General features: G+C 70.4%; 16 protein-coding genes. 12 read left to right on the top strand and 4 right to left on the bottom strand.

All coding sequences use genetic code 11. From position 1 onward, the window contains the following. Positions 1 to 139: 139 nt before the first annotated feature. The 4 genes from EJ913_RS11355 to galE all read right to left on the bottom strand — a co-directional run bounded on the left by EJ913_RS11355 (position 140) and on the right by galE (position 4661). A complete protein-coding gene (locus tag EJ913_RS11355; RefSeq protein ID WP_126997823.1) occupies positions 140 to 1759 on the bottom strand; it encodes an ABC-F family ATP-binding cassette domain-containing protein in 1620 nt (539 codons plus the stop codon). Between the two features lie 126 nt (positions 1760 to 1885). Beyond that, the gene (locus tag EJ913_RS11350; protein ID WP_244939320.1) at positions 1886 to 3094 is read right to left on the bottom strand and encodes a DUF2336 domain-containing protein; all 1209 of its coding nucleotides are present in this window, start codon (positions 3092 to 3094) and stop codon (positions 1886 to 1888) included. Further along, positions 3094 to 3645 carry a MarR family winged helix-turn-helix transcriptional regulator gene (locus EJ913_RS11345; protein ID WP_126997821.1) on the bottom strand — a complete coding sequence of 184 codons (552 nt, stop codon included), beginning with the start codon at positions 3643 to 3645 and terminating at the stop codon, positions 3094 to 3096. Before EJ913_RS11345 ends, EJ913_RS11350 begins: the two co-directional genes overlap by 1 nt. 2 nt (positions 3646 to 3647) lie before the next feature. Next, positions 3648 to 4661: a UDP-glucose 4-epimerase GalE gene (gene galE / locus EJ913_RS11340; RefSeq protein ID WP_126997819.1), complete on the bottom strand. Its 1014-nt coding sequence runs from the start codon at positions 4659 to 4661 to the stop codon at positions 3648 to 3650. Positions 4662 to 5143: 482 nt separating this feature from the next. Between galE and EJ913_RS11335 the strand changes: the two genes are divergently transcribed. The 12 genes from EJ913_RS11335 (at position 5144) to EJ913_RS11280 (ending at position 21852) form a co-directional block, all read left to right on the top strand. Beyond that, positions 5144 to 6859, top strand: coding sequence for a type I secretion system permease/ATPase (locus tag EJ913_RS11335; RefSeq protein ID WP_244939319.1), 1716 nt, complete (start codon positions 5144 to 5146; stop codon positions 6857 to 6859). Then, a complete protein-coding gene (locus EJ913_RS11330) occupies positions 6856 to 8199 on the top strand; it encodes an HlyD family type I secretion periplasmic adaptor subunit (RefSeq protein ID WP_126997815.1) in 1344 nt (447 codons plus the stop codon). The genes EJ913_RS11335 and EJ913_RS11330 overlap by 4 nt, the downstream gene beginning before the upstream one ends. A 387-nt stretch (positions 8200 to 8586) precedes the next feature. Further along, on the top strand, positions 8587 to 9408 hold the full coding sequence (locus EJ913_RS32980; RefSeq protein WP_126997813.1) for a calcium-binding protein: 822 nt from the start codon (positions 8587 to 8589) through the stop codon (positions 9406 to 9408). 120 nt (positions 9409 to 9528) lie between these two features. Next, positions 9529 to 11811, top strand: coding sequence for a glycosyltransferase (locus EJ913_RS11320; protein ID WP_126997811.1), 2283 nt, complete (start codon positions 9529 to 9531; stop codon positions 11809 to 11811). 4 nt (positions 11812 to 11815) lie between these two features. Next, positions 11816 to 12643, top strand: coding sequence for a class I SAM-dependent methyltransferase (locus EJ913_RS11315; protein WP_126997809.1), 828 nt, complete (start codon positions 11816 to 11818; stop codon positions 12641 to 12643). Further along, complete coding sequence (locus tag EJ913_RS11310; protein WP_238519287.1) at positions 12640 to 14046, top strand: glycosyltransferase family 4 protein; 1407 nt, start codon at positions 12640 to 12642, stop codon at positions 14044 to 14046. The genes EJ913_RS11315 and EJ913_RS11310 overlap by 4 nt, the downstream gene beginning before the upstream one ends. Continuing rightward, positions 14043 to 16241, top strand: a complete 2199-nt coding sequence (locus EJ913_RS11305; RefSeq protein ID WP_126997807.1) for a hypothetical protein — start codon at positions 14043 to 14045, stop codon at positions 16239 to 16241. Before EJ913_RS11310 ends, EJ913_RS11305 begins: the two co-directional genes overlap by 4 nt. Positions 16242 to 16289: 48 nt before the next feature. Then, positions 16290 to 17612, top strand: coding sequence for a glycosyltransferase family 4 protein (locus EJ913_RS11300; protein ID WP_126997805.1), 1323 nt, complete (start codon positions 16290 to 16292; stop codon positions 17610 to 17612). A 326-nt stretch (positions 17613 to 17938) separates the two neighbouring features. Further along, positions 17939 to 19090 carry a hypothetical protein gene (locus EJ913_RS11295; protein ID WP_126997803.1) on the top strand — a complete coding sequence of 384 codons (1152 nt, stop codon included), beginning with the start codon at positions 17939 to 17941 and terminating at the stop codon, positions 19088 to 19090. A 41-nt stretch (positions 19091 to 19131) separates the two neighbouring features. After that, positions 19132 to 20319, top strand: a complete 1188-nt coding sequence (locus EJ913_RS11290) for a polysaccharide pyruvyl transferase family protein (protein WP_126997801.1) — start codon at positions 19132 to 19134, stop codon at positions 20317 to 20319. A 76-nt stretch (positions 20320 to 20395) separates the two neighbouring features. Next, a complete protein-coding gene (locus tag EJ913_RS11285; protein WP_126997799.1) occupies positions 20396 to 21193 on the top strand; it encodes a hypothetical protein in 798 nt (265 codons plus the stop codon). Positions 21194 to 21453: 260 nt separating this feature from the next. Continuing rightward, positions 21454 to 21852, top strand: coding sequence for a YbaN family protein (locus EJ913_RS11280; protein WP_126997797.1), 399 nt, complete (start codon positions 21454 to 21456; stop codon positions 21850 to 21852). Positions 21853 to 21899: the final 47 nt, after the last annotated feature.

The raw sequence follows: 21899 nt of genomic DNA, 5'->3' as shown, positions 1-21899 counted from the left end.
GGATGCGGATGTTGGTCGTCCTCCACGGCGAGGCAAGAGGAAAATGTACGTCAATTCCTTCTCTTGCAGTAAAAATTTTCCGTTCGAGGCATTATTTCGCCAACATCAGGAAAATGTCACCCCGCCCCAGACCGTCCGATCAGCTGTGCAGCCCGGGCGCTTCCTGCCCGGTGCGCGCCACATATTCCGTATAGCCGCCGCCATACTGGTGAATGCCCTCCGGCGTCAGTTCCAGCACCCGGTTGGACAGCGTCGCCAGGAAATGCCGGTCGTGCGACACGAACAGCATGGTGCCCTCGTAGGCCGCCAGCGCCATGATCAGCATCTGCTTGGTGTCGAGATCCAGATGGTTGGTCGGCTCGTCGAGCACCAGGAAGTTCGGCGGGTTGTAGAGCATGGTCGCCATCACGAGCCGGGCCTTCTCGCCACCGGACAGGACGCGGCACTTCTTTTCCACATCGTCGCCGGAGAAGCCGAAGCAACCGGCAAGCGCCCGGAGCGAACCCTGCCCCGCCTGCGGGAAGGAGCCCTCCAGGGACTCGAACACGGTCCTGTCGCCGTCGAGAAGCTCCATCGCATGCTGGGAGAAATAGCCCATCTTCACGCTGCCGCCGACCGTGACGGTCCCGGCATCCGGCTCGGTCGAGCCTGCCACCAGCTTCAGAAGCGTCGATTTTCCCGCGCCGTTGACGCCCATGACGCACCAGCGCTCCTTGCGGCGGATGGTGAGATCGAGCCCCTCGTAGATGGTCCGGCCGCCGTAACCCTTGTGCACGTTTTTCAGCACCGCGACGTCCTCGCCCGAGCGCGGCGCCGGCGGGAAGTCGAAGGACACGACTTGGCGGCGCCTGGGCGGCTCGAAGCGCTCGATCTTGTCCAGCTTCTTCACCCGGCTTTGAACCTGGCTGGCGTGCGAGGCGCGGGCCTTGAAGCGCTCGATGAATTTCAGCTCCTTCGCCAGCATGGCCTGCTGCCGTTCGAACTGGGCTTCCTGCTGCTTCTCCTTCAACGCCCGCTGGCGCTCGTAGAACGCGTAGTCGCCGGAATAGCTGGTCAGCGATCCCCCGTCGATCTCGACGATCTTCGTGACGATCCGGTTCATGAACTCGCGGTCGTGCGAGGTCATCAGCAGAGCGCCTTCGTAGCCCTTCAGGAATCCTTCCAGCCAGATCAGGCTTTCGATGTCCAGATGGTTGCTCGGCTCGTCGAGGAGCATGGCGTCGGGCCGCATGAGCAGGATGCGACCGAGCGCCACGCGCATCTTCCAGCCGCCCGACAAGGCCCCGACGTCCGTGTCCATCATCTCCTGGCTGAAACTGAGTCCGGCGAGCACTTCGCGCGCCCGCCCCTCCAGCTCGTAGCCGCCCAATTCGTCGAAACGCGCCTGCACCTCGCCGTAGCGCTCGATGATCGCGTCCATGTCGGCGCGGTCGGGGTCGCACATGGCCTCTTCGAGGCTCGCCAGCTCCGCCGCCACGGTGCTGACCGGCCCGGCGCCGTTCATCACCTCCGCAACCGCGCTGCGGCCGGACATTTCGCCGACATCCTGATTGAAATAGCCGATCGAGACCTGCTTCTCGACCGCCACCTGGCCCGTGTCGGGCAACTCCTCGCCCGTCATCATCCGGAACAACGTCGTCTTGCCGGCACCGTTGGGACCGACGAGACCGACCTTTTCACCCCGGTTCAGCGCCGCGGAGGCTTCCAGGAAAAGGATTCGGTGACTGTTCTGCTTGCTGATGTTTTCGAGGCGGATCATGTGCGACTGGGTTCCCGTGGCGTGCTTGGCCCCTTATGCCACAGGATGCGCGACGGGATAGAGTCCTGATCGATCTTCTGGCGAAAACGTCCACGGCGCGGACGGGGCCGTCCGGCGGCGTTCCCCTCACGGCACCATGCGTACTGGGACGAAGGGAAGCCCGGCCTGATCGAGCGCGCGGTCGATCACCTCGTCGGATTTCTGCTCGAACAGTTGCAGCAACAGGTCGTCCACCCGCCAGTCGTTGGTCGGGGTGCAGGCGGTGAACAGTTCGCCGATGACCTCGGCCTGAAAATCCTCACGGCCCGCCTCGGCACCGTCGTAGCCCATCCGCTTGGCGACGCCGACCGCGACCTGGAAGGGCGGCAGCAGGCCGCCCGCGATCTTCGCCCGCTTCAGCAGCGCCGCCATCCCGAGTTCCCCGTCGTCCCAGGCCAGAGCCTGCGCGTTCCCGGTGGGGATCGCGGCCCGCGCCGCCATCCCGGCGGTGAACAGCGCGAGGTCGCCCGCGCACAGCGCGCGGAACAACAGGGCGGCGGTCAGGCGCCCGTTGGCGTGCAGCCACTGGATCACGCTGTCGACGTCGTCGGCCCCGCGCAGGACCGGGCGCAGCAGGCGCATGGTTGCGGCCTCCCGCCCGCGCTGGATCAGCCGCTCGACCAACTCGGGCGACAGGCCGTGCGCGCGGGTCAGGGTGGCGCGCACCGAATCCGACACGAAGGCGATCATGCGTTCGACCACCGCCAGCGACAGGCCGGGGCGGGCAGCGGCGGCCTCGCTGACCATGCGGACGCGGCCGAAGCGGTCGAGCGCGCGGTGCAGCGCCGGCTCGGGCACCTCAGCCCCGCCGTTGCGCAGCAGGGCGGTCACCGCGATCACGTTGCCGCGCTCCACGATGGCGCCCGACACCCGCGCCGACACGGTGGAGCGGCGGGCGACGGCCAGATGCTTGCCGGCGTCCGGGCTGGACAGCACGTCGAGCAGCAAATCGTCGGTCAGGCTGGCCGCGTCGCGCAGGATCGGGAAGGCCACCCGGCCCACGTCGCGGACCAGCCGCTCGGCCAGATCCTCGGTCAGCAGCGGGCTGTTGCGGAGCTGCCAGGCGACCGCCTCGCGCACGGCGGTCTGGGCGTCGCCGGCGAAGCAGTGCACCACCTCGATGGCGAGCGACCGTTCGGCCGGGCTGAGCGCGCCGGCCTCCAGGTCGTCGAACAGCTTGCGCATCGTCTCGATGCGCGTCTCGGCGGACGGCGAGGCCAGCAGGCGCTCGACGTCCTGGAACGACAGGGAGGTCCGGTTCGCCGTCGGGTCCATGATGTTCTCCGCGTTCGCCATCAGTCGAAGTCCAGGCTGGAGTAGCGCACCATGTCGCCCCACACGCGGTCGAGCCGGCGCAGCGTGCGGTAGGCCGCCTTCAGTTCGCCGATCTCGGCGTCGTTGCGCACCAGGGCTTCGGCCTGGATCTGCTCCAGCCGGGTCAGCTCGGCCCGCAGCGCACGCCCCTTGTCGGTCAGTTGCAGGCGCGCGGTGCGCCGGTCGCGCGGGCTGGCGGCGCGGTTGATGTAGCCGGCGTCGACCAGGATCTTCAGGCTGTAGGAGGCGTTTGAGCCCAGGTAGTAGCCGCGCTCCATCAGGTCGCGCACCGACAGGTCGTCCTCGCCGATCAGCATGATCATCAGCGCCTGCACCGGCCCGATGTCCTCGACGCCCTGCTTGAGCAGGCCGACGCGGACGACGTCGAGGTAGCGGCGGTGCATGCGCTCGATCAGCCGGGCAAGCCCGTGGTAGTCGGCGAGGTCGAGGCTTTCCCCCGGCTGCTCGGAACCCGATTGCTCGGGGGAGGCGCCGTCGTCCCAGCGTGGGGTGCTCGTCGCGGGTCCGGTCATTCCTATTCGGCCGCCTTCGCCAGGGTCCGGTAACCTTGCGGGTGGGCGCAGCGCCATGCCCAGGCACCGCCGATGATGGCGTCGAGACCGGGGAAGCGCGGCTGCCAGCCGAGGTCGCGGCGGATCCGCTCCGACGACGCGATCAGCACCGGCAGGTCGCCCGGACGGCGCGGGCCGACCACCACCGGGACGCGGTTGCCGGTGATGCGCTCCACCGCGTCGATCACCTCGCGCACGCTGTAGCCGGTGCCGTTGCCCAGATTGTAGCGGACGCTGCGCTCCTCCAGCGCGTCCAGCACGCGCAGATGCGCGTCGGCCAGATCGCAGACGTGGATGTAGTCGCGCACGCAGGTGCCGTCCGGCGTCGCGTAGTCGTCACCGAAGATCTCGATGTGCGGGCGTTTTCCCGCCGCCGCGTCCAGCACCAGCGGGATCAGGTGGGTTTCCGGGCTGTGGTCCTCGCCGATGCGGCCGTTGGGGTGCGCGCCGGCCGCGTTGAAGTAGCGCAGGCAGGCCGAGCGCAGGCCGTGGCAGCGGTCGGCCCAGTGCAGCGCGCGTTCGATCATGAACTTCGATTCGCCGTAGGGGCTGCCGGGGTCGATCGCCTCGTCCTCGTCGATCGGCATGCGGCTGGGCGAGCCGAACAGGTTGGCGGTGGAGGAGAAGACCAGCTTGCGCACCCCGGCCTCGACCGTCGCGCGGATCAGGTTCAGCGAGGTGACCGTGTTGCCGTGCAGGTAGGCGTGCGGGTCGCGCATCGATTCGCCGACCACCGACAGCGCGGCGAAATGGAACACCGCGTCGAAGCGCCACTGGGCGAACACGCGGGCCAGCGCTTCGGGATCGGCGAGGTCGGCCTGGACGAAGGCGGCCTCGGGCGGGACGGCCGCCGCGTGGCCTTGGCGCAGGTTGTCGAAGACCACGACGCGATGGCCGCGATCCAGCAGTTCCGCCACGCAATGACTGCCGACGTAACCGGCGCCGCCGGTCACGAGAATGGTCTTTGGGTTCGTCATCGGAGGGAATCCTCGAAACGTTTTCGGGAGGCACGGGCGGAGGGAAAGAGTGGCGGTCCGGTGTCCGGACCTGCATCGCGTCGCAGCATGCCGATTGAAAGGGGTTCTGACCAGATGGGTGAAACATCCATGCCTAAAGCGGTAAAACCTTCGGCGAAGCCTAATTTTTCCTTTTTCTGCCAATGGCTTGGAAAGCGGCGTCTACCCCTTTCGAGTGGGATCGAAGGGGGAGGCGCCGAAACTTGTCACACGTCTTTAAAAAGTGTTCGACGTAAGCGTAGCCGATACGGAGTCCGGCAACGCCCGTCCCACGTCCGGATTTCCCCCGCTTGGGTTTCACGACCCCGTTCCGGTTTCACCGGCATCCGGACCGTTTCCCCCCGACCGCCCGAACACAGCGTCCCCAGACACGGCGATTCGATGAAATCCCGGCCTGCGGACCGACCACCGAAGGAGCGATGATGAGTTCTGCGGATCGGCCCTTGCTGACCCAGGCTTACCGGAAGATCGGGCAGGGGCTTCTCCTGGCCGGCGTTCTGAGCCTGTTCGTGAACGTCCTGATGCTGGTGGTCCCCCTCTACACGATGCAGGTCTACGACCGCGTGATGAGCAGCCGCAGCCTGGAAACGCTGACGATGCTGGCGATCATCGCGGTGGGCGGGCTGGCGCTGTACGGCGTGCTCGACTTCATCCGCGCCCGCGCCTTCCTGGTGACCGGGGCGGTGGTGGCCCACCGCTTCAACGTCCCGGCGCTGGAGGCCTCCATCGTCGACGCGCTGGGCGGCGGCACGCGCAACGCCGGCCAGACGATGCGCGACCTCAACGACCTGCGCGCCTTCATGACCAGCAGCGCCGTGACCGCCCCGCTGGAGCTGGCCTGGGCGCCGATCTTCCTGGTGATCCTGTTCCTGCTGCACCCGGTCTACGGCTGGGTCGCCATCGGGTCGGCGGTGCTGCTGTCGGTCATGGGCGTGCTGACCGACGCGCTGACCCGCCGCCCGCTGGCCCAAGCCAACGAGGCCTCGGCCCGAGTCTTCGCCGACATCGCCGGCACCGTGCGCCACGCCGAGGCGATCGAGGCGATGGGCATGCTGCCGGCGCTGGCGCGGCGCTGGCAGACGGCGCAGACCGGCTCGGCCTCGCTGATCGACCGGGGCGCCACGGTGTCGCGCGCCATGGCCTCGGCCTCGCGGTCGCTGCGGCTGATGCTCCAGGTCGGGGTCATTGCGGCCGGCGCCACGCTGGTGATCGACAACACGGTGTCCCCCGGCAGCATGATGGCGGCCAGCCTGATCACCGGGCGGCTGCTCCAGCCCTTCGAGCAGTTGGTGGACGGCTGGCGCCAGTGGATCAAGGCGCTGGAGGCCCACCGCCGCATCCGCGACCTGCTGAACGGCGGCGGGACGCAGCGCGCGACCATGCCGCTGCCGCCGCCGCAGGGCGACCTCAAGGTGGACCGCGTCACCCATGTGCCGGCCGGGCTGAACCGCCCGGTGCTGCGCGGCGTCTCCTTCTCCGTCGCGGCGGGGGAGGTGCTGGGCGTCATCGGCCCGTCGGGCGCCGGCAAGTCGACGCTGGCCCGCCTGCTGGTCGGGGTGTGGCAGCCGACGGCCGGCGGCATCTTCCTCGACGGCACCAGCACCTTCCTGTGGGAACGGGAAAGCTTCGGCAAATACGTGGGTTACGTGCCGCAGTCGGTCGCGCTGCTCGACGGCACCATCGGTGAGAACATCGCGCGCATGGCCGACGCCGACCCGGCGGAGATCGTGCGCGCCGCCCGGCTGGCCGGCGTCCACGAGATGATCGGCCGGCTGCCCTTCGGCTACGACACGGCCGTGGGCGAGAACGCCTTCGCCCTGTCCGGCGGGCAGCGCCAGCGGATCGCGCTGGCCCGCGCGCTGTTCGGCCGCCCGCGCCTGCTGGTGCTGGACGAGCCCAACTCCAACCTCGACCACGAGGGGGAACAGGCGCTGCTGCACGCCATCGGCAAGGCGCGCGCCGAGGGCACCACCGTGGTGATGATCGCGCACCGCCCCTCCATCGTGTCGGCCGCCGACAAGCTGGTGGTGCTGAAGGACGGCGCGGTCGAGCATTTCGGCGCGCGCGCCGACGTGCTGAAACTGGTGCAGACCGGCGTTCCGGCCGGCGTCACGCGCCTTGTCCGCACCGGAACCGCCCGCACGGGAGACCAACGATGAGCAACGCAGCCCCCCCGGCGGTTTGGGCGCCGGTTCTGGACGCCGTGCCGGTCGAGCCCTCGCTGCGCGGCACCGCGCTGGCCGGCGCGCTGGCCGTGGTCGTCGGCTTCGGCGGCTTCCTCACCTGGGGATTCACCGCCAGCCTCGACAGCGCGGCGCTGGCCGCCGGCACCGTGATGGTGGAGAGCCATCGCAAGACCGTCTCGCATCTGGAGGGCGGCATCCTGCGCGACCTGCTGGTCAAGGACGGCGACACGGTGGAGGCGGGGCAGGTGTTGCTGCGCCTCGATTCGACGCAGAGCCAGGCCGTGGTCTCGCAGGTCCAGGGCCAATACTGGACGGCGCTGGCGCGGCTGGCGCGGCTGCGGGCGGAGCAGGCCGACGCCGCCAAGCCGGCCTTCGCCGCCGCCCTGGTCGCCGCCGCGCGCGACAACCCGGTCGCCGCCGAGGCGCTGTCGGTGGAGGAGCGGCTGTTCGCCTCGCGCCGCGACAGCTACGAGGGGCAGCTCGCCATCCAGCGCAAGCGGATCTCCCAGCTCCGCGACGAGATCGTCGCGCTGGAGGCCCAGCGCGCCGCGACCGCCGACCGGCTGCGCTACACCGAGGACGAGCAGCGCATCGTCGAGGGGCTGCTCGCCAAGGGCTACGAGCGCAAGCCCCGCCTGCTCGACCTCCAGCGCAACGTGGCCGACTCCCGTGGCCGGCTGGGGGAGCTTCAGGCCAACAAATCCAAGGCGGAACAGGGCATTGCCGCCGCCGAGCTGGAGATGATCAACCTCGGCAACACCCGCCGCTCCGAGGTGTCCGTCGAGCTGCAAAGCGTCCAGGCGACCGTGTCGGACCTGTCGGAGCGCTTGCGCGGCGCCGACGACGTGCTGCTGCGCCAGGCCGTCACGGCGCCACAGGCGGGGCGGGTCACGGGCTTGCGCTACTACACGCCGGGCGGGGTGATTCCGGGCGGGATGGGCATCCTCGACATCGTGCCGCAGGACGACGTGATGATCGTCGAGGCGCGGGTGTCGCCGAACGACGTGCAGAACGTGGAGACCGGCGGCAAGGCGATGGTGCGGCTGACCGGCTTCCGCCAGCGCGCGGTGCCGCCGGTGGCGGGCACGGTGATCGCGCTGTCGGCCGACCAGCTTCAGGACGAGCGGACCGGCGCGCCCTATTTCGCCGCGCGGATCAGCCTGGACGCGGCGATGCTGAAGAGTTTGCCGCATGTCGAGCTGCACCCCGGCATGCCGGCCGAGGTGATGATCCACGGCCACCCCCGCAAGGCCATCGACTATTTCCTGACTCCGCTGACCGACGGCCTGCACCGCGCGTTCCGGGAGAGTTGAGGGCAAGTCTCCGTCAACGCCACGCCGTCGGGACGGGGCCGGTGCATCGCGCACCGGCCCCTTTGTTTTTCAAGGCTTCAAAGCCGTCCGGTCCGGTGGTTGGCGCCATCGCGCCGTCGAATTTCGTGCGCCAAGCCAACAAAATTTGAAAATAAAAATAGAACGAAATTCGAAAGACTTCAATAACACAGTCTTTTTGAAAATAAATCCAATGTCTTTGTCTGTGAGATTCTGCGGTCAGGACTCAGTTTTTTCTTTTGAACGCCTCCGTTTTATCACAGGATCAAGCGCAGGGATTTGGTTACACCGAAAGAGACAGCTCGCGAATTCGAGTTAGGCCGCTCAAGTGGCCGGGTCCAAACACTTCCTCAAAGGAGACATAAACAAATGGCTACGGTTCCTGGGGGCACCTATGACGATCTTCATTTCGGCACCAACAAGGGCGATCTGCTCGACGGCGGGGTTGGGGACGACACGCTGTTCGGCGGCAACGGCAACGACACGCTTCTGGGGGGCGACGGGCGCGACGCCCTGTTCGGCGGCAACGGCCATGACATGGTGCATGGCGGCAGCGGGGCCGACCTGCTGACCGGCGGCAACGGCGCGGACATCCTCGACGGCGGCGACGGCGACGACATCATCCTGGGCGGCAACGGCGACGACACCCTGCTGGGCGGGCGCGGCCGCGACATCCTCGACGGCGGCAAGGGCGACGACGTGCTGTCGGGCGGCGACGGCGACGACATCCTGACCGGCGGGGCCGGCGACGACACGCTGTCGGGCGGCGGCCACAACGACATCCTTGACGGCGGCAAGGGCGACGACTACCTGCGCGGCGGCACCGGCGACGACATCCTGAAGGGCGGCGAGGGCGACGATTTCCTGGCCGGCGACGACGGCAACGACCGCCTGGAAGGCGGCAAGGGCGACGACATCCTGTCCGGCGGCCAGGGCCACGACGTCTTCATCTTCTCCGGCGGCGGCGGCCAGGACGTGGTCCTGGACTTCAAGGCGGGCGAGGACGTGCTGCAGATCGCCCGCAACATCAACGGGCTGAAGGTGACCGACGCCGCCGATCTGGCCGCCCGCGTCACCGACCAGCACGGCGACGCGGTGATCGATCTGGGCAACGGCGACAGCATCACGCTGAAGGGCGTGTCGGCCGACGACGTGCACCACCACCCCAACGACTTCTTCGTCATCCACTGAGCGGCCTCCGCCCGCTGAGTGTCCATCCAGGGAAGGACCGGTGGCGCGCCGCGCCGCCGGTCTCTTCCCGAACCGCCCACCCCCGAACCGCCCACCCCCGAAACGCAGGGACCGCCGCTGATGACCGTACTCGCCGTCCTGCCGACTTCGGCCTCGATCGCTCCCGCGCAGGGCCTCGCGCTGGGACGGCGTTTCCTGCTCGTGTCCTGGAACGCGGATGGGAACGCGGATGACGCCACCGGCCCGATCACGCCCAGCGCCGACGCCGAGCTGATCCGCCCGCCCTTCACCACGCTGAGCCTGCGCACCGACTGGGGCGGGCGGCGGGTGCTGGCGATCCTGCGGGCGCCGCGCGACCCGCTGGCCCCGGTCCATTTCGTCGCGCAGAACCGCGTGATCGCGGAGCTGCGGGCCGGAAGCGGAACGGCCGAGCTGGATCCGGCGGGGCTGCTGGGCGGGCTGGACGCGGTGGCGCGGCTGCGCGTCGTGCGCTTCCTCTTCGATTTCGCCTGCTCCACCCCGATCCTGCGCGGCGACGCCGGTTTCGCCGCGCTGTGCCGCCGGCTGGTGCTGGAGCTGTCGCCGGCCCCCTCGCCGCTGGCGATCCGGGCGGCGGCGGGCGGCGACCTGCTGCTGTGCTCCGGCGCGCTGTCGCCGCGCTTCGGCGACGTGACCGGCGTCGTGGTGGTCGCGCCCGGCGCCGTGGGGCCGGCGCCCTTCGACGCCTGCGTCGGCAACGACGCCGCCCGGCGGGGGCGCGCGACGCTCGACCTGCTGATCGACCGGGCGCTCTGCGCGCCGGGCAACCTGCTGGTGGTGCTGGGCGTCAACGGCGTCGCCTGCCGCCGCTTCCCGGCGCCGCCGGCCCGGCTGCCGACCCTGACCGAGCATCTGGCGGTCCAGCGCGACGCGGCCCCGGCGCTGCGCCACTACCTGCTGCGCAGCCTCGCCCAGCGCGGCCGGGCCGACGCCTCGGCCGCCTCGGCGGTCGACGAGGCGCAGGCGCTGGCGCCGCTGCCCCGGCGGCAGGTGGCCGACGCCAAGCGCCCGATCGGCGCCGCGCTCGACCTCGCGATTCCGCTGGCGGACGGCGGGCTGTTCCTGGCCGGCTGGATCCACGACCCGCACGGGCTGGCCGGCGGGCTGACGGTGCAGACGCCGTTCGGCGGCGAGCGCCGGCTCGACCGTTTCGCCCACCGCTTCCCGCGCGACGACGTCGCCAAGCTCTACGGCGGCAGCGGGCTCGACCGCAGCGGCTTCGTCGCCTACCTGCCGGGCGCGCCGGAAGGGGCGGCGGCGCTCCAGGTCAGCGCCGAGCTGCATCTGGTCTCCGGCGGCGCGATCCGCTTGGTGCCGCCGCCGCGCCCGCGCGGGCAGGCCGAGGCGCGGGCCGCCGTGCTGGGCAGCCTGCCGCCGCGCTTCGCGACGCGGGAGCTGCTGGAGCGCGTCATCGCCCCGGCGGTGGCGCCGCTGCACGCCGCCCATCTGGCGACCCGCGCCGCGCCGGAACTGGTGGTCTTCGGCGAACGGCTTTCCAAGCCGGCGGTGTCGGTCATCATCCCGCTCTACCGGACGCTGGAGTTCCTGCGCTTCCAGCTCGCCAGCTTCGCCACCGATCCGGCGATGGCCGGGGCCGAGCTGATCTTCGTGCTCGACAGCCCGGAGCAGCGCGACGAGGTGGTGCATCTGCTGCGCGGCTTCCATGGGCTCTACGGGCTGCCGATGGTGCTGCTGGTGCAGTCCGCCAATTTCGGCTATTCGGCCGCCAACAACGCCGGGGTCGCCGACGCCCGCGCGCCCCGGCTGCTGTTCCTGAACTCCGACGTCATCCCCGACCGCGCCGGCTGGCTGACGGCGCTGGTGGCGGCGCTCGACGCGCAAGCCGGCGTCGGCGCTGTGGGGCCGAAGCTGCTGTTCGACGACGACAGCCTCCAGCACGCCGGGCTCTACTTCGAGCGCGACCTCCAGGGCCACTGGTACAATCATCATTACTTCAAGGGCCTGCCGCGCGACTTCGGCCCGGCCGGGCTGCCGCGCGCGGTTCCCGGCGTGACCGGCGCCTGCCTGCTGACGACGCGCGCCGCCTACGAGACGGCCGGCGGCTTCTGCGAGGATTACGTCATCGGCGATTTCGAGGATTCGGATCTCTGCCTGCGCATCCGCGGCGCTGGGCTCGGCATCCGCTACGTTCCCTCGGTCGAGCTTTACCATCTGGAGCGCCGCTCGATCGGCCGGCACCAGGGCTACACCCGGGGCGTCGCCTCCGAATACAACCGCTGGCTCCACTCCATCCGCTGGGACGCGCGCATGGCCGAACTGATGGCCCAGCCGTGGGAGGCCGACGCCTTGACCGTCTCTCACCCCCCCGTGACCGGGCGGAAGCGCCAAGGGAAGAACAGGTGATCCGATGAACGCGATTCTGCCCAAGCCCCAGCTCGCCGTCCTGCGCCGCCAGACCGACCCGCGCCTGGAATGGCTCTGCGCCCACATCGCCCGCAACCGCTTCCTGCCGGTCCCGCCGCAGGAGCGGCAGTTCATCGGCGACGGCGACTTCCGCGCCATCGGCGCCGAGTTCCTGCGCCACTTCGTGCGGCTGGGGGCCTTGCGCCCCGACCACCGCGTGCTGGAGATCGGCTGCGGCATCGGCCGCATGGCGCTGCCGCTGACCCAGTATCTCGACTCCGCCTACGACGGCATCGACATCGTCCCCGACGGCATCCGCTGGTGCGCCGAGACGATCACCCCGGCCTACCCGTCCTTCCGCTTCCACCACCTCGACGTCGCCAACGGGCTGTACAACCCCGATGGGCGGCTGGACGGCGGCACCACGGCCCTGCCCTTCGCAGCCGGCGGCTACGACTTCGCGATCCTGACCTCGGTCGTCACCCATCTGCGGATCGCGGAGACCGCACGCTACGCGGCGGAGATCGCCCGCGTGCTGAAGCCGGGCGGGCGCTGCTTCCTCAGCCTGTTCCTGGTCGACGGGCGGGCGCGGGAGGGCATGGCCAAGGGTGTTGCGCGCCCGGCCTTCCCCGACGCCCCCGGACCCGAGCTGCTGGCCGACCCCGCCAACCCCAACGCCGCCGTCGCCTACGACGAGGCCTTCCTGCTCGACCTGTTCGCGGCGCAGGGCCTGCGCCCGGCCCGGCCGATCCTGCACGGGCATTGGAGCGGCCGCGCCGAGGCCGAGAACTTCCAGGATCTGCTGGTCCTTCAGAAGGGAGACGCCCGTTGAGCCGTTCCGCGAACCGCCGCCTGCCGCCCCTGGTCTCCGCCCCGGCGCCCTCCGCCCCCATGTCATCCGCCCCCATGTCATCCGCCGCGCGGGCGCCCCGCGTCCTGCTGATCGCCCACAACCACCCGAGCCTGCATCCGGGCGGCACCGAGATCGTCGCGCACGACCTGTTCGGCGGGCTGAAGGCGGCGGGCGCCGAGGCCCTGTTCCTCGCCTGCACCAACGACACCCACCGCGCGCCCCGCCCCGGCACCGGGTTCCAGACGCTGGGCCGCAGCGCCGACGAGGTGCTGCTGTGGGCCGGTCACTTCGACCATTTCCACCAGAGCCAGATCGACCTGCACGGCCTCGTCCCCGATCTGGCGAATCTGCTGCGCGCCTTCCGGCCCGACATCGTCCACATCCACCACACCCTGCTGCTGGGGGTGGAGATGCTGTTCCTGATCCGCCGCGTCTGCCCGGCCGCGAAGATCGTCTACACGCTGCACGACTACTACCCGATCTGCGCCAACGACGGGCAGATGGTCACGGCCGGCAGCAAGGCGCTCTGCACCGGCGCCTCGCCCGACGCCTGCCACCGCTGCTTCCCCGACCGCCCGGCCGACCAGTTCCTGCTGCGCGAGAAGCACATCAAGGCGATGTTCGGCCTCGTCGACCGCTTCCTGGCGCCCAGCCGCTTCCTGCGCGACCGCTACGTCGCCTGGGGCCTCGCGCCCGAGCGCATCCAGGTGATGGCGAACAGCCGGCCGGCGGCGGCGGCGGCCCCGCCGCGCGCGCTGGCCGAGGGCGGGCGGCGCGACGCCTTCGCCTATTTCGGCAACCTGAACCCGTTCAAGGGCGTCACCGTGGCGCTCGACGCGGCGGCGCGGCTCGCCCGCCAGGGGCTGGCGCCGTCGCTGGCCGTGCATGGCGGCAGCCTCTACCAGACCGACGCCTTCCGCCAGCGCGTCGCCGACGGGTTCGAGGCGGCGCGCGGCGTCGCCACCGCCCACGGCCCCTACCGGCGCGAGGAGATGCCGTCCCTGATGGCCGCCGCCGACTGGGTGGTGATGCCGTCCGTCTGGTGGGAGAACGCGCCGCTGGTGATCCAGGAGGCGTTCCAGCACGGCCGCCCGGTGATCTGCAGCGGCATCGGCGGCATGGCCGAGGCGGTGCGCGACGGCGTGGACGGGCTGCACGTCCGTCCCGGCGACGCCGCCGACCTCGCCCGCGTGATGACCCGCGCGATGACCGAGCCCGGCCTGTGGGACCGCCTGTCCGCCAACATCCCGGCCGTCCGCACCACCGAGGAGGCCGCCGCCAAGCACATCGTCCTCTACGACGAACTGATGACCGGCGGGCTCCGCGCCGCCACCCCGAATCTCCGCGCCCCAAATCTCCAGGCTGGGAGTGCCATCCGATGAAGGACCGCGCCGCCAAGGCCGACATCACCGCCGCCGTCCTGCTGGACGAGGACACGCTGGTGCTGTTCGGCGCCATCGACCAGCCCTTGCCGGCCGACGGCGTGGTGCTGCTGGACGGCACCGTCGAGGGGCGCTTCACCGGCGGCTGCTGGACGGACGGGGAGGGCGAGGGCTGGTTCCTCGGCGCCATCCAGGTGGACGGGCTTGTCCACATGCGCCCGTCGCGCATCGAGATCCTGGACGCGGACGGCAAGCGGCTGGCGCTGCCGCGCCTGTCCAACGTCCGCACCAACCCCGCGCATCTGGTCACCGCGCTGAAGGGGAACCAGCCGGACGCGCTGGCCGCCGCGCTCGACTTCGCCTGCACGCTGATGCCGCCCAACGCGGCGGGAGAAACCGCGCCGTCCGACCGCCGGCTGCGGCTGCTGGCCGGGCTGGCGCAGGAGGCGTCGCGGCCGGACGGCTTCGTCGAGGTGCTCGGCCGCTTTCGCGACGGCGCCCTGATGGTCCAGGGCTGGTCGCGCGGCTTCCCCTGCGGCGAGCGGCCGGTGGTGGTCGAGACCGAGGGGCTGCGGCTCCACGCGTGCGCCGCCGCCGCCTTCCACCGGGCGGACCTGCCGGGCGACGCGTCGGGGTTGCTGGCGGTGCTGGACGGTTCGGTGGCGGCGCCCGCCGCGATCCGCCGCATCCACTACCGCGCCGCCGACGGCTGGCGCCATCTGGCGCTCTTCGAGCAGCGCACGATCCTGGGCGACGGCGTGGCGACGGCCCACGCCCGCGACATGCTGGGCGGCCTTCAGGACGACGCCGCCCGCCGCGCGGTGACCCGCGCCTTCGCCCGCTACAACGGGGTGGAGACGGTGTCGCGGCTGGACGCGCCGGTCCGCATCGGGCTGGACATGGCCCTGCGGGTGCCGGGCGCCGGGCTGTTCGTCTGCGGCTGGCTGCTCGACCCGGCGGGGCTGGTGCGGGCGGTGACGCTGAAAGGCCCCGGCCTCTGCGCCCGGCTGGACGGCGAGTGGACGCGCAGCGCCCGCCGCGACGTGTCGGACGCCTTCGCCGGCGATCCGCTCTTCGCCGGCCGGTTGCTTCCCGGCCGCGACGCCCACGGCTTCACCGCCTTCGCCGCCGAGCCGGCGGGGCTGCCGGCGGCGGCGGAGTTCCATCTGGAGCTGACGCTGGAGGAGGGCGTGGCCTTCCTGCCGCTGCCCTGCCAGCCGCCGTCGTCGGATGCGCTGCGCCGCATGCTGGGGGCGGTCAACCCGGACAGCCCGTCGATCGAGCGCATCGTCGCCACCCATCTCGGACCGATGCTGCGCGCGGCTGGCGCCGCGCCGCGCGACCCGGCCGCCGCGACCCTCCACCCGATGGGGCGGACGGTGAAGGCCCCGCGCGTCTCGGTCATCCTGCCGGTCACCGACGGGCGCGAGGACATCGACCTGAACCTCGCCCGGCTGGCCAACGACCCCGACTTCGCCGAGGCCGAGCTGCTGGTCGCGGCCGGCGGCGGCGCGCACGAACGGCTGGCCGGCATGGTGCGGCAGGCCGCCGCCTTCTACCGCCTGTCGGTCGGCTTCGTCGCCGCGCCCGCCGCCGGCGATCCGTTCGAGGCCATCGCCGCCGCCCTGCCGCACGCGCGGGCCGAGCGGGTGCTGCTGCTGTCGCCGTCGGTGCTGCCGACCGAACGCGGCTGGCTGTCGGCGCTGGAGCGCGCGGTGCGCAAGCCGGTGGCCGGCAACGTCGCCACTCTTCCCATGGAGCCGGTGATGGTCAGTCCGACCCTGCTCTACGAGGACCATTCGATCCGCTTCGCCGGCATCGTCGCGGTGGCGGGGCCGGACGGCGCCGTCACCTACGAGCGCCGCTTCGCCGGTTACCCGCGCGACTGGCTGAAGGAGCGTGACCCGGCGGCGGTCGACGCGGCGGCGGCGGACTGCGCGCTGCTGCCGCGCGAGCTTCTGGCCCGCGCGCTGGCCGGCGGCGGCCGTTACCTGGGCGCCGGTCCCAAGGGGCTGGACCTGTCCTTGCGGGTCCGCGCGGCCGGCGGCGCCTGCCTGTGGCTGCCGGGGGTGCGGCTGGTGGCGGTGGACGAGAAGACGCCCGAGGACCACGACCCCCGCTGGCGCCGGATGAGCGCGCTGGTGGACCGGTGGAGCTTCGCCGAGAACTGGCCGGCCGCCGTCGTCGCCGCCTGACATTCCGACCGATCCCATCAACCTTCCAGACGGACGAGCGGCCACGACATGAGCCAGACCAAACGCGCCCTGATCATCAGCCATGGCCACCCCTCCTTCTCGCTGGGCGGGGCGGAGGTCGCCTCCTACAACCTGCATCTGGGCCTGCACGATCTGCCGGGCTGGGAGAGCCATTACCTCGCCCGCGTCGCTCCGCCCATCGCGCAGCACGGCGATTCCGCCCTGATGGCCTTGCGCCAGAAGGAGCGGGAGGTGCTGTACTACGCCAACGACTACGACCATTTCCGCCTGTCGAACCGCAACCTGCCGGGGCTGGAGAAGGACTTCGTCCGCTACGTCCGCGACCTCCAGCCCGACGTGGTGAATTTCCACCACGTGCTGGGCCTCGGCGTCGAGACGATCCAGGCGGTGCGCCACGCCCTGCCGCGCGTGCCGATCGTCGTGACCTTCCACGAGTATCTGTCGATCTGCCACCACCACGGCCAGATGGTGAAGACCAGCCGCAACGCGCTGTGCTACCGCTCCAGCCCGGCCGACTGCGCCGGCTGCTTCCCGCACATCGGCGAGGCGGAGTTCTTCAAGCGCGAGCTGTTCCTCAAGACCTTCCTGGAGCAGGCCGATTTCTACGTCAGCCCGTCCAACTTCCTGATCGACCGCTACGTCGACTGGGGGCTGCCGCGCGGGAAGTTCCGCATGATCGAGAACGGCCTGACCGTGGAGGGCATCGCCCCGCCCCGGCCGCTGGCGCGCGGCGGCCGGCGCAACCGCTTCGCCTTCTTCGGCCAGCTCACCGAGTTCAAGGGCGCCCATGTGATGGTCGAGGCGGTCTCCCGCATTTCCGACAAGGCCTGGGGGGAGGACGGCGCGCTGATGATCTTCGGCGGCAACCTGGAACGCCAGCCCGAGGCCTATCAGAAGCGCTTCAACGACGCGGTGGAGAAGGCCGGCGACCGGGTCCGCTTCTACGGCAGCTACCGCTCGGCCGAACTGCCGGGGCTGATGAAGGACGTCGACTGGACGATCATTCCGTCGATCTGGTGGGAGAACTCCCCGGTCGTCATCCAGGAGGCCTTCCTGCACGGCCGCCCGATCCTCGCCAGCAACATCGGCGGCATGGCCGAAAAGGTGACGCACGGCGTCGACGGCCTGCATTTCCGCAACGGCAGCGTCGAGGATCTGGTGGACCGCATGACCGAGGCGCTGACCACCCCGGATCTGTGGGACCGCCTGCGCCAGCGCATCCGCCGCCCGATCGACCGCGCCGAGTGCGCGCGCCAGCACGCGGGAGTCTACGAGGCGCTGATCGCCGCTGGAACCGGCACGTCCTCGGCGGCCGCCATGCCCGAGCGCGCCGTGGCGCAGCGGTGCTGACGACGATGTCGGTATTCAGCGAAGTTCCCTCCCCCGCTCAGCGGTTACGGCATGTACGCATTTCGCGTTTACGAACAAGAAACACCCTTCAGGGCCGAACAGCCCTTCTCCCCTTGCGGGAGAAGGGTTGGGATGAGGGGTTTTCGCCGAAGGCGAAGACGAGATTTGCGCCCCCTCACCCCAACCCCTCTCCCGCAAGGGGAGAGGGGCTTTGCTCAGCAATGAGGCGCGTGTCTCGCTGCCCGTGCGAGATGTGTGCAAGCGATAGCGCCCAGCGGGGGAGTGGCAGGGTGGGGGCACGTGCAGCCGGACTTGCCCAACTCTGCTTGGCTGCTCTCCTCACGCTGGCGTTGCCCACCCAAGCCGCCGAACTGCGGGTCGCCGTGCCGGCGGGCGCCCGCCCGGAGACGGTGTTCGACTGGAACGGCCAAGCCTGCGAGGGCTGGGACGTGCCCGACGCGCCGGCCCGCGCCTGGCGCGGCGTGGACGGCACCGTGCATCTGCTGGCCGCCCACACCACGGCCCGCGCGTTGACCGGCCCCTCGCTCGACCGGGTGGCGCCGGATTGCAAGGTGGTGTTCGAGTCCGGCCGCAACGACGATCCCGGCCGCTACGACGACCGGGGCTGGCTCGCCGCGCCCTACACGACCGACGGCCGCGTTGTCTACGCGCTGGTCCACAACGAGTATCACGGGCACGAGCGCCGCGCGCTCTGCCCGGTCGGCGGCTACGCCGCCTGCTGGTGGAACAGCGTCACGCTGGCGGTGTCCACGGACGGCGGGGCGCGGTTCCGCGCCGCCGGCTACGTCGCCGGCATCCCCTACCGCTTCCGTGGCGACCTCGGCCACCGCGCCGGGCTGTTCGGTCCCAGCAACATCGTGGAGAAGGACGGCTGGTACTACGCCACCGCCTTCGCCGAGGAAACGGGCGCGCAGAAGCGCGGGGTCTGCCTGATGCGAACGCGCGACCTCGCGGCCCCCGGCTCCTGGCGGGGCTGGGACGGGCGGGGCTTCACCGTCCGCTTCCTCGATCCCTACGCGGAGCCGGGGGAAAACCCGGCCGGGCATGTCTGCGCGCCGCTGCCCGCCGGCCGGCTGCCCTTCACCGTGACCAGCCTCGTCCGCCACGCGCCCACCGGGCTCTACGTCGCGGCGATGGCCGGGCGGCGGACCGAGACGCCGGGGGTGCCGCCGGTGTCCGGGGTGTGGGTGTCGAGTTCCGCCGACCTGCTGTCCTGGTCGCCGCCGCGTCTGGCCTGGGCCGCGCCGCTGATGACCGATCCCGACCGCTGCGGCGCCGCCGAGACCGTCTATTACCCGTCGATCCTCGATCCCGACAGCCCGTCGCGGAACTTCGAGGACACCGACGATACCGCCTTCCTCTATCTGACGCGCCTGCGGATGAAGGGCTGCGCGCCCACCACCCAGCGCGATCTGATCCGCGTGCCGATCCGTCTCGACCCGGTCGCCGACCGGTGAGCCCTCATCCTTTCCGCCGCCCCATTTCCGGGAGAACAGCCGTGGCCAACATTCTCGTTATGATTCCTTCGGGCGAAGTCTACGATCACGACTGTGTGCGCTGGTACAACCACAGCGACGTGCAGGGCAGCATTAACCACTACCACAACATCGGCGACGCCTTCGTCTACGATTCCTCGCTGAAGCTGCTGACCTACGACCGGCTCGACGTGGTCGAGATCCGCGAGTTCAAGCAGGAGCTGGTCGACCGCGCCAACGCCGAATACGACTACGTGTTCCTGCGCGGCTCGAACTACATCCACGATTCGATCAACTGGCCGGCCGGGACCGAGAAGGTGCTGTCCAAGCTGCGCATCCCGGTGATCGCCTTCGGCGTCGGCGCCCAGGCGCCGGCCACCGGCAAGCTGGAGCTGTCGGAGGAGAGCAAGCGCATCTGGCGCATGTTCGCCGACAAGTCGACCAGCATCGGCGTGCGCGGCGCCTACACCGCCGAGGTGCTGTGGGATCTGGGCATCAAGAACACCCGCATCGTCGGCTGCCCGACCGCCTTCCGCAACCGCGACCCGGAGCTACGCATCGACCTGCCGGCGCTCGACAGCGTGCGCAAGGTCGGCATCACCATGCGGCGCGAGGTGTCGCGGCACTACTCGCCCGACGTCCGCACCTATCTGGAACGCCACCGCGACTTCGTGAAGGACATGTCGCGCCGCTTCGACACCGTGCTGATGATGCAGGGCGAGGTCGAGGAGAAGAAGCTGATGTGGGGCACGGAGGAGCAGAAGGCCGAGGCGTGGCAGCAGCTCCACGACAGCGACTGGCTGAAGAACTGGTATTTCGACGAGGAGATGGATTCGCTGTACCGTTCGCGCCTGTGGTACTCGGACGTCGTGTCCGACTACGAGAATCTCGTGCGGTCGAAGGATTTGGTGCTGGGCTACCGCCTGCACGGCAACCTGATGGCACTGTCGAACGGAACGCCGTCGGTCTATTTCAGCTACGACAGCCGCACCGCCGAGTTCGCGGAGACCTTCGCGATCCCCTGCTACAACGTCTATTCCGGCAAGCCCTTCGTGCTGGAGGATTATTGGGAGCAGTCGCGCTTCGAGGCGTTCAACCGCACCTACTACGCGCGCTACCGCGACATGCGCGAGTTCCTGGACGAGAACTACATTCCCCACCGCATGCCGAGCCCGACCGCCCGCAAGGCGGTGGAGCGCAAGGCGGCCTGAGGCCGGCGCTCTTGAAAGCCCTTCTCCCGCAAGAGGAGAAGGGCTTCATGCCCCACCCCCAACTGGAGACGAGGCCATGCCCGCCACCGTGGTCGATCTGCGCAGCGCCGCTCCGCAGCCTGACGAGACCGCCGCCGCCGAGACCGCCGCCGCGATCGAGGGGCACATCGACGCCGTCCAGGATGGCCGCGTCTACGGCTGGGCCTGGGACCGCACCCATCCCGACGACCGGCTGGAGGTGGAGCTTCGGCTGGAGCGCGACGGCGGCCCACCGCTGCCGTTGGGACGCGTTGTCGCCGACCGGCCGCGCGCCGATCTCGCCGACAACCGCATCGGCGACGGCGCCCACGCCTTCGAGGCGGAGATCATCCTGCCGCCGGACGCCGCGCCGGGCTGCGTCAACGCCGTTCTCCGCTCCCCCACCACCGGCGCGACGGAGGTCCTCACCCAGCCGAACGCGGAGGAGCAGCGCTTCGACCAATTGCTGACGCCTCATCTCCAGCGGATCGCCGAGCGGATCGATGCGGTGCGACGCGATCAGCGCCAGCTCGCCGCCGCGCAGCAGACGGTCGGACGCCTGCTGCGCGATCTGAACGAGGGAATCGCCGCCGCCCGCAACGACACCGCCCGAACCGGCACCACCCAGGCCGACCGGCAGGAAGCGCTGGCCGAGAGCCTGCGCGACGTGACGGAGCGGGTCGGCAGCCTCGAAGTGTTCCTGATCCGCATGGATTCGACCCTGCGCGGCTTCGACAGCGCCATCGCCAACAACGGAACGAAATCGGGCGGCCTGCCGATGCTGCCGCTGATCAGCGCTGCGGCCGGCGCCTTTCTTGCCACGCTGTCGGGAATCGCCCTGTTCCATTGGATGTGAGAATCGTACGCACATTTTTCCGCAGGAAGGCACGCTCGCACATGCGGGGCTGCATCGACTGGGAGCTGGAAGCTGGTCGCGCAGCTCAAGCACGACGGCACCCACCGCTTCCGCGTGATCTGACACCAGCGGCAGGCGATCTCACTCGACCCATCCGCTGAATTGCCCCCACACGCCGGGACCGCCGTGGAAACGCGTGCAAGACATCCGACCGGCGTCTACGGTGGGCGGGGAACCAAGGGGCGGACAGGAGAAGCGGCGTGGGACGCAGGCGACGGTTGATCTGGTTGCTGGTCGGCCATGGAGCGGTCGGCTTGGCCACGGTCGGTGCGTTTCTGCCCCTGCTGCCCACCGTTCCGTTCCTTCTGGTCGCTGCCTGGGCCTACGCCCGAGGGAATCCCGAACTGCGCGAGCGCATGCGCAACGACGCCCGGTTCGGACCGGTCATCCGGGATTGGCAGGACCGTGGCGCGATCCCACTCAAGGCCAAGGTCATGGCCGTCGCCGGGATGGCCTTCGGCTTCGGCGTCCTGGCCCTGTCGTCGCCGGGCGTGGCGGTGCTCGGCGGTGCCGGCTTGGTCATGGCGGTCGGGGGCGCCTACGTCGTTTCGCGCCCTGCCCCGCCATCCGCCGACCGCGTCCGCCAGTTGGAGCGGTGATGGCGGCGCGAAGCCCGGCCATCGTGCGCCCAAATCCTGCGGTCGAG

The sequence above is a fragment of the Azospirillum doebereinerae genome, assembly GCF_003989665.1.
Taxonomy (GTDB): Bacteria; Pseudomonadota; Alphaproteobacteria; order Azospirillales; family Azospirillaceae; genus Azospirillum; species Azospirillum doebereinerae.
This window is presented reverse-complemented; position numbering and strand designations above follow the sequence as displayed.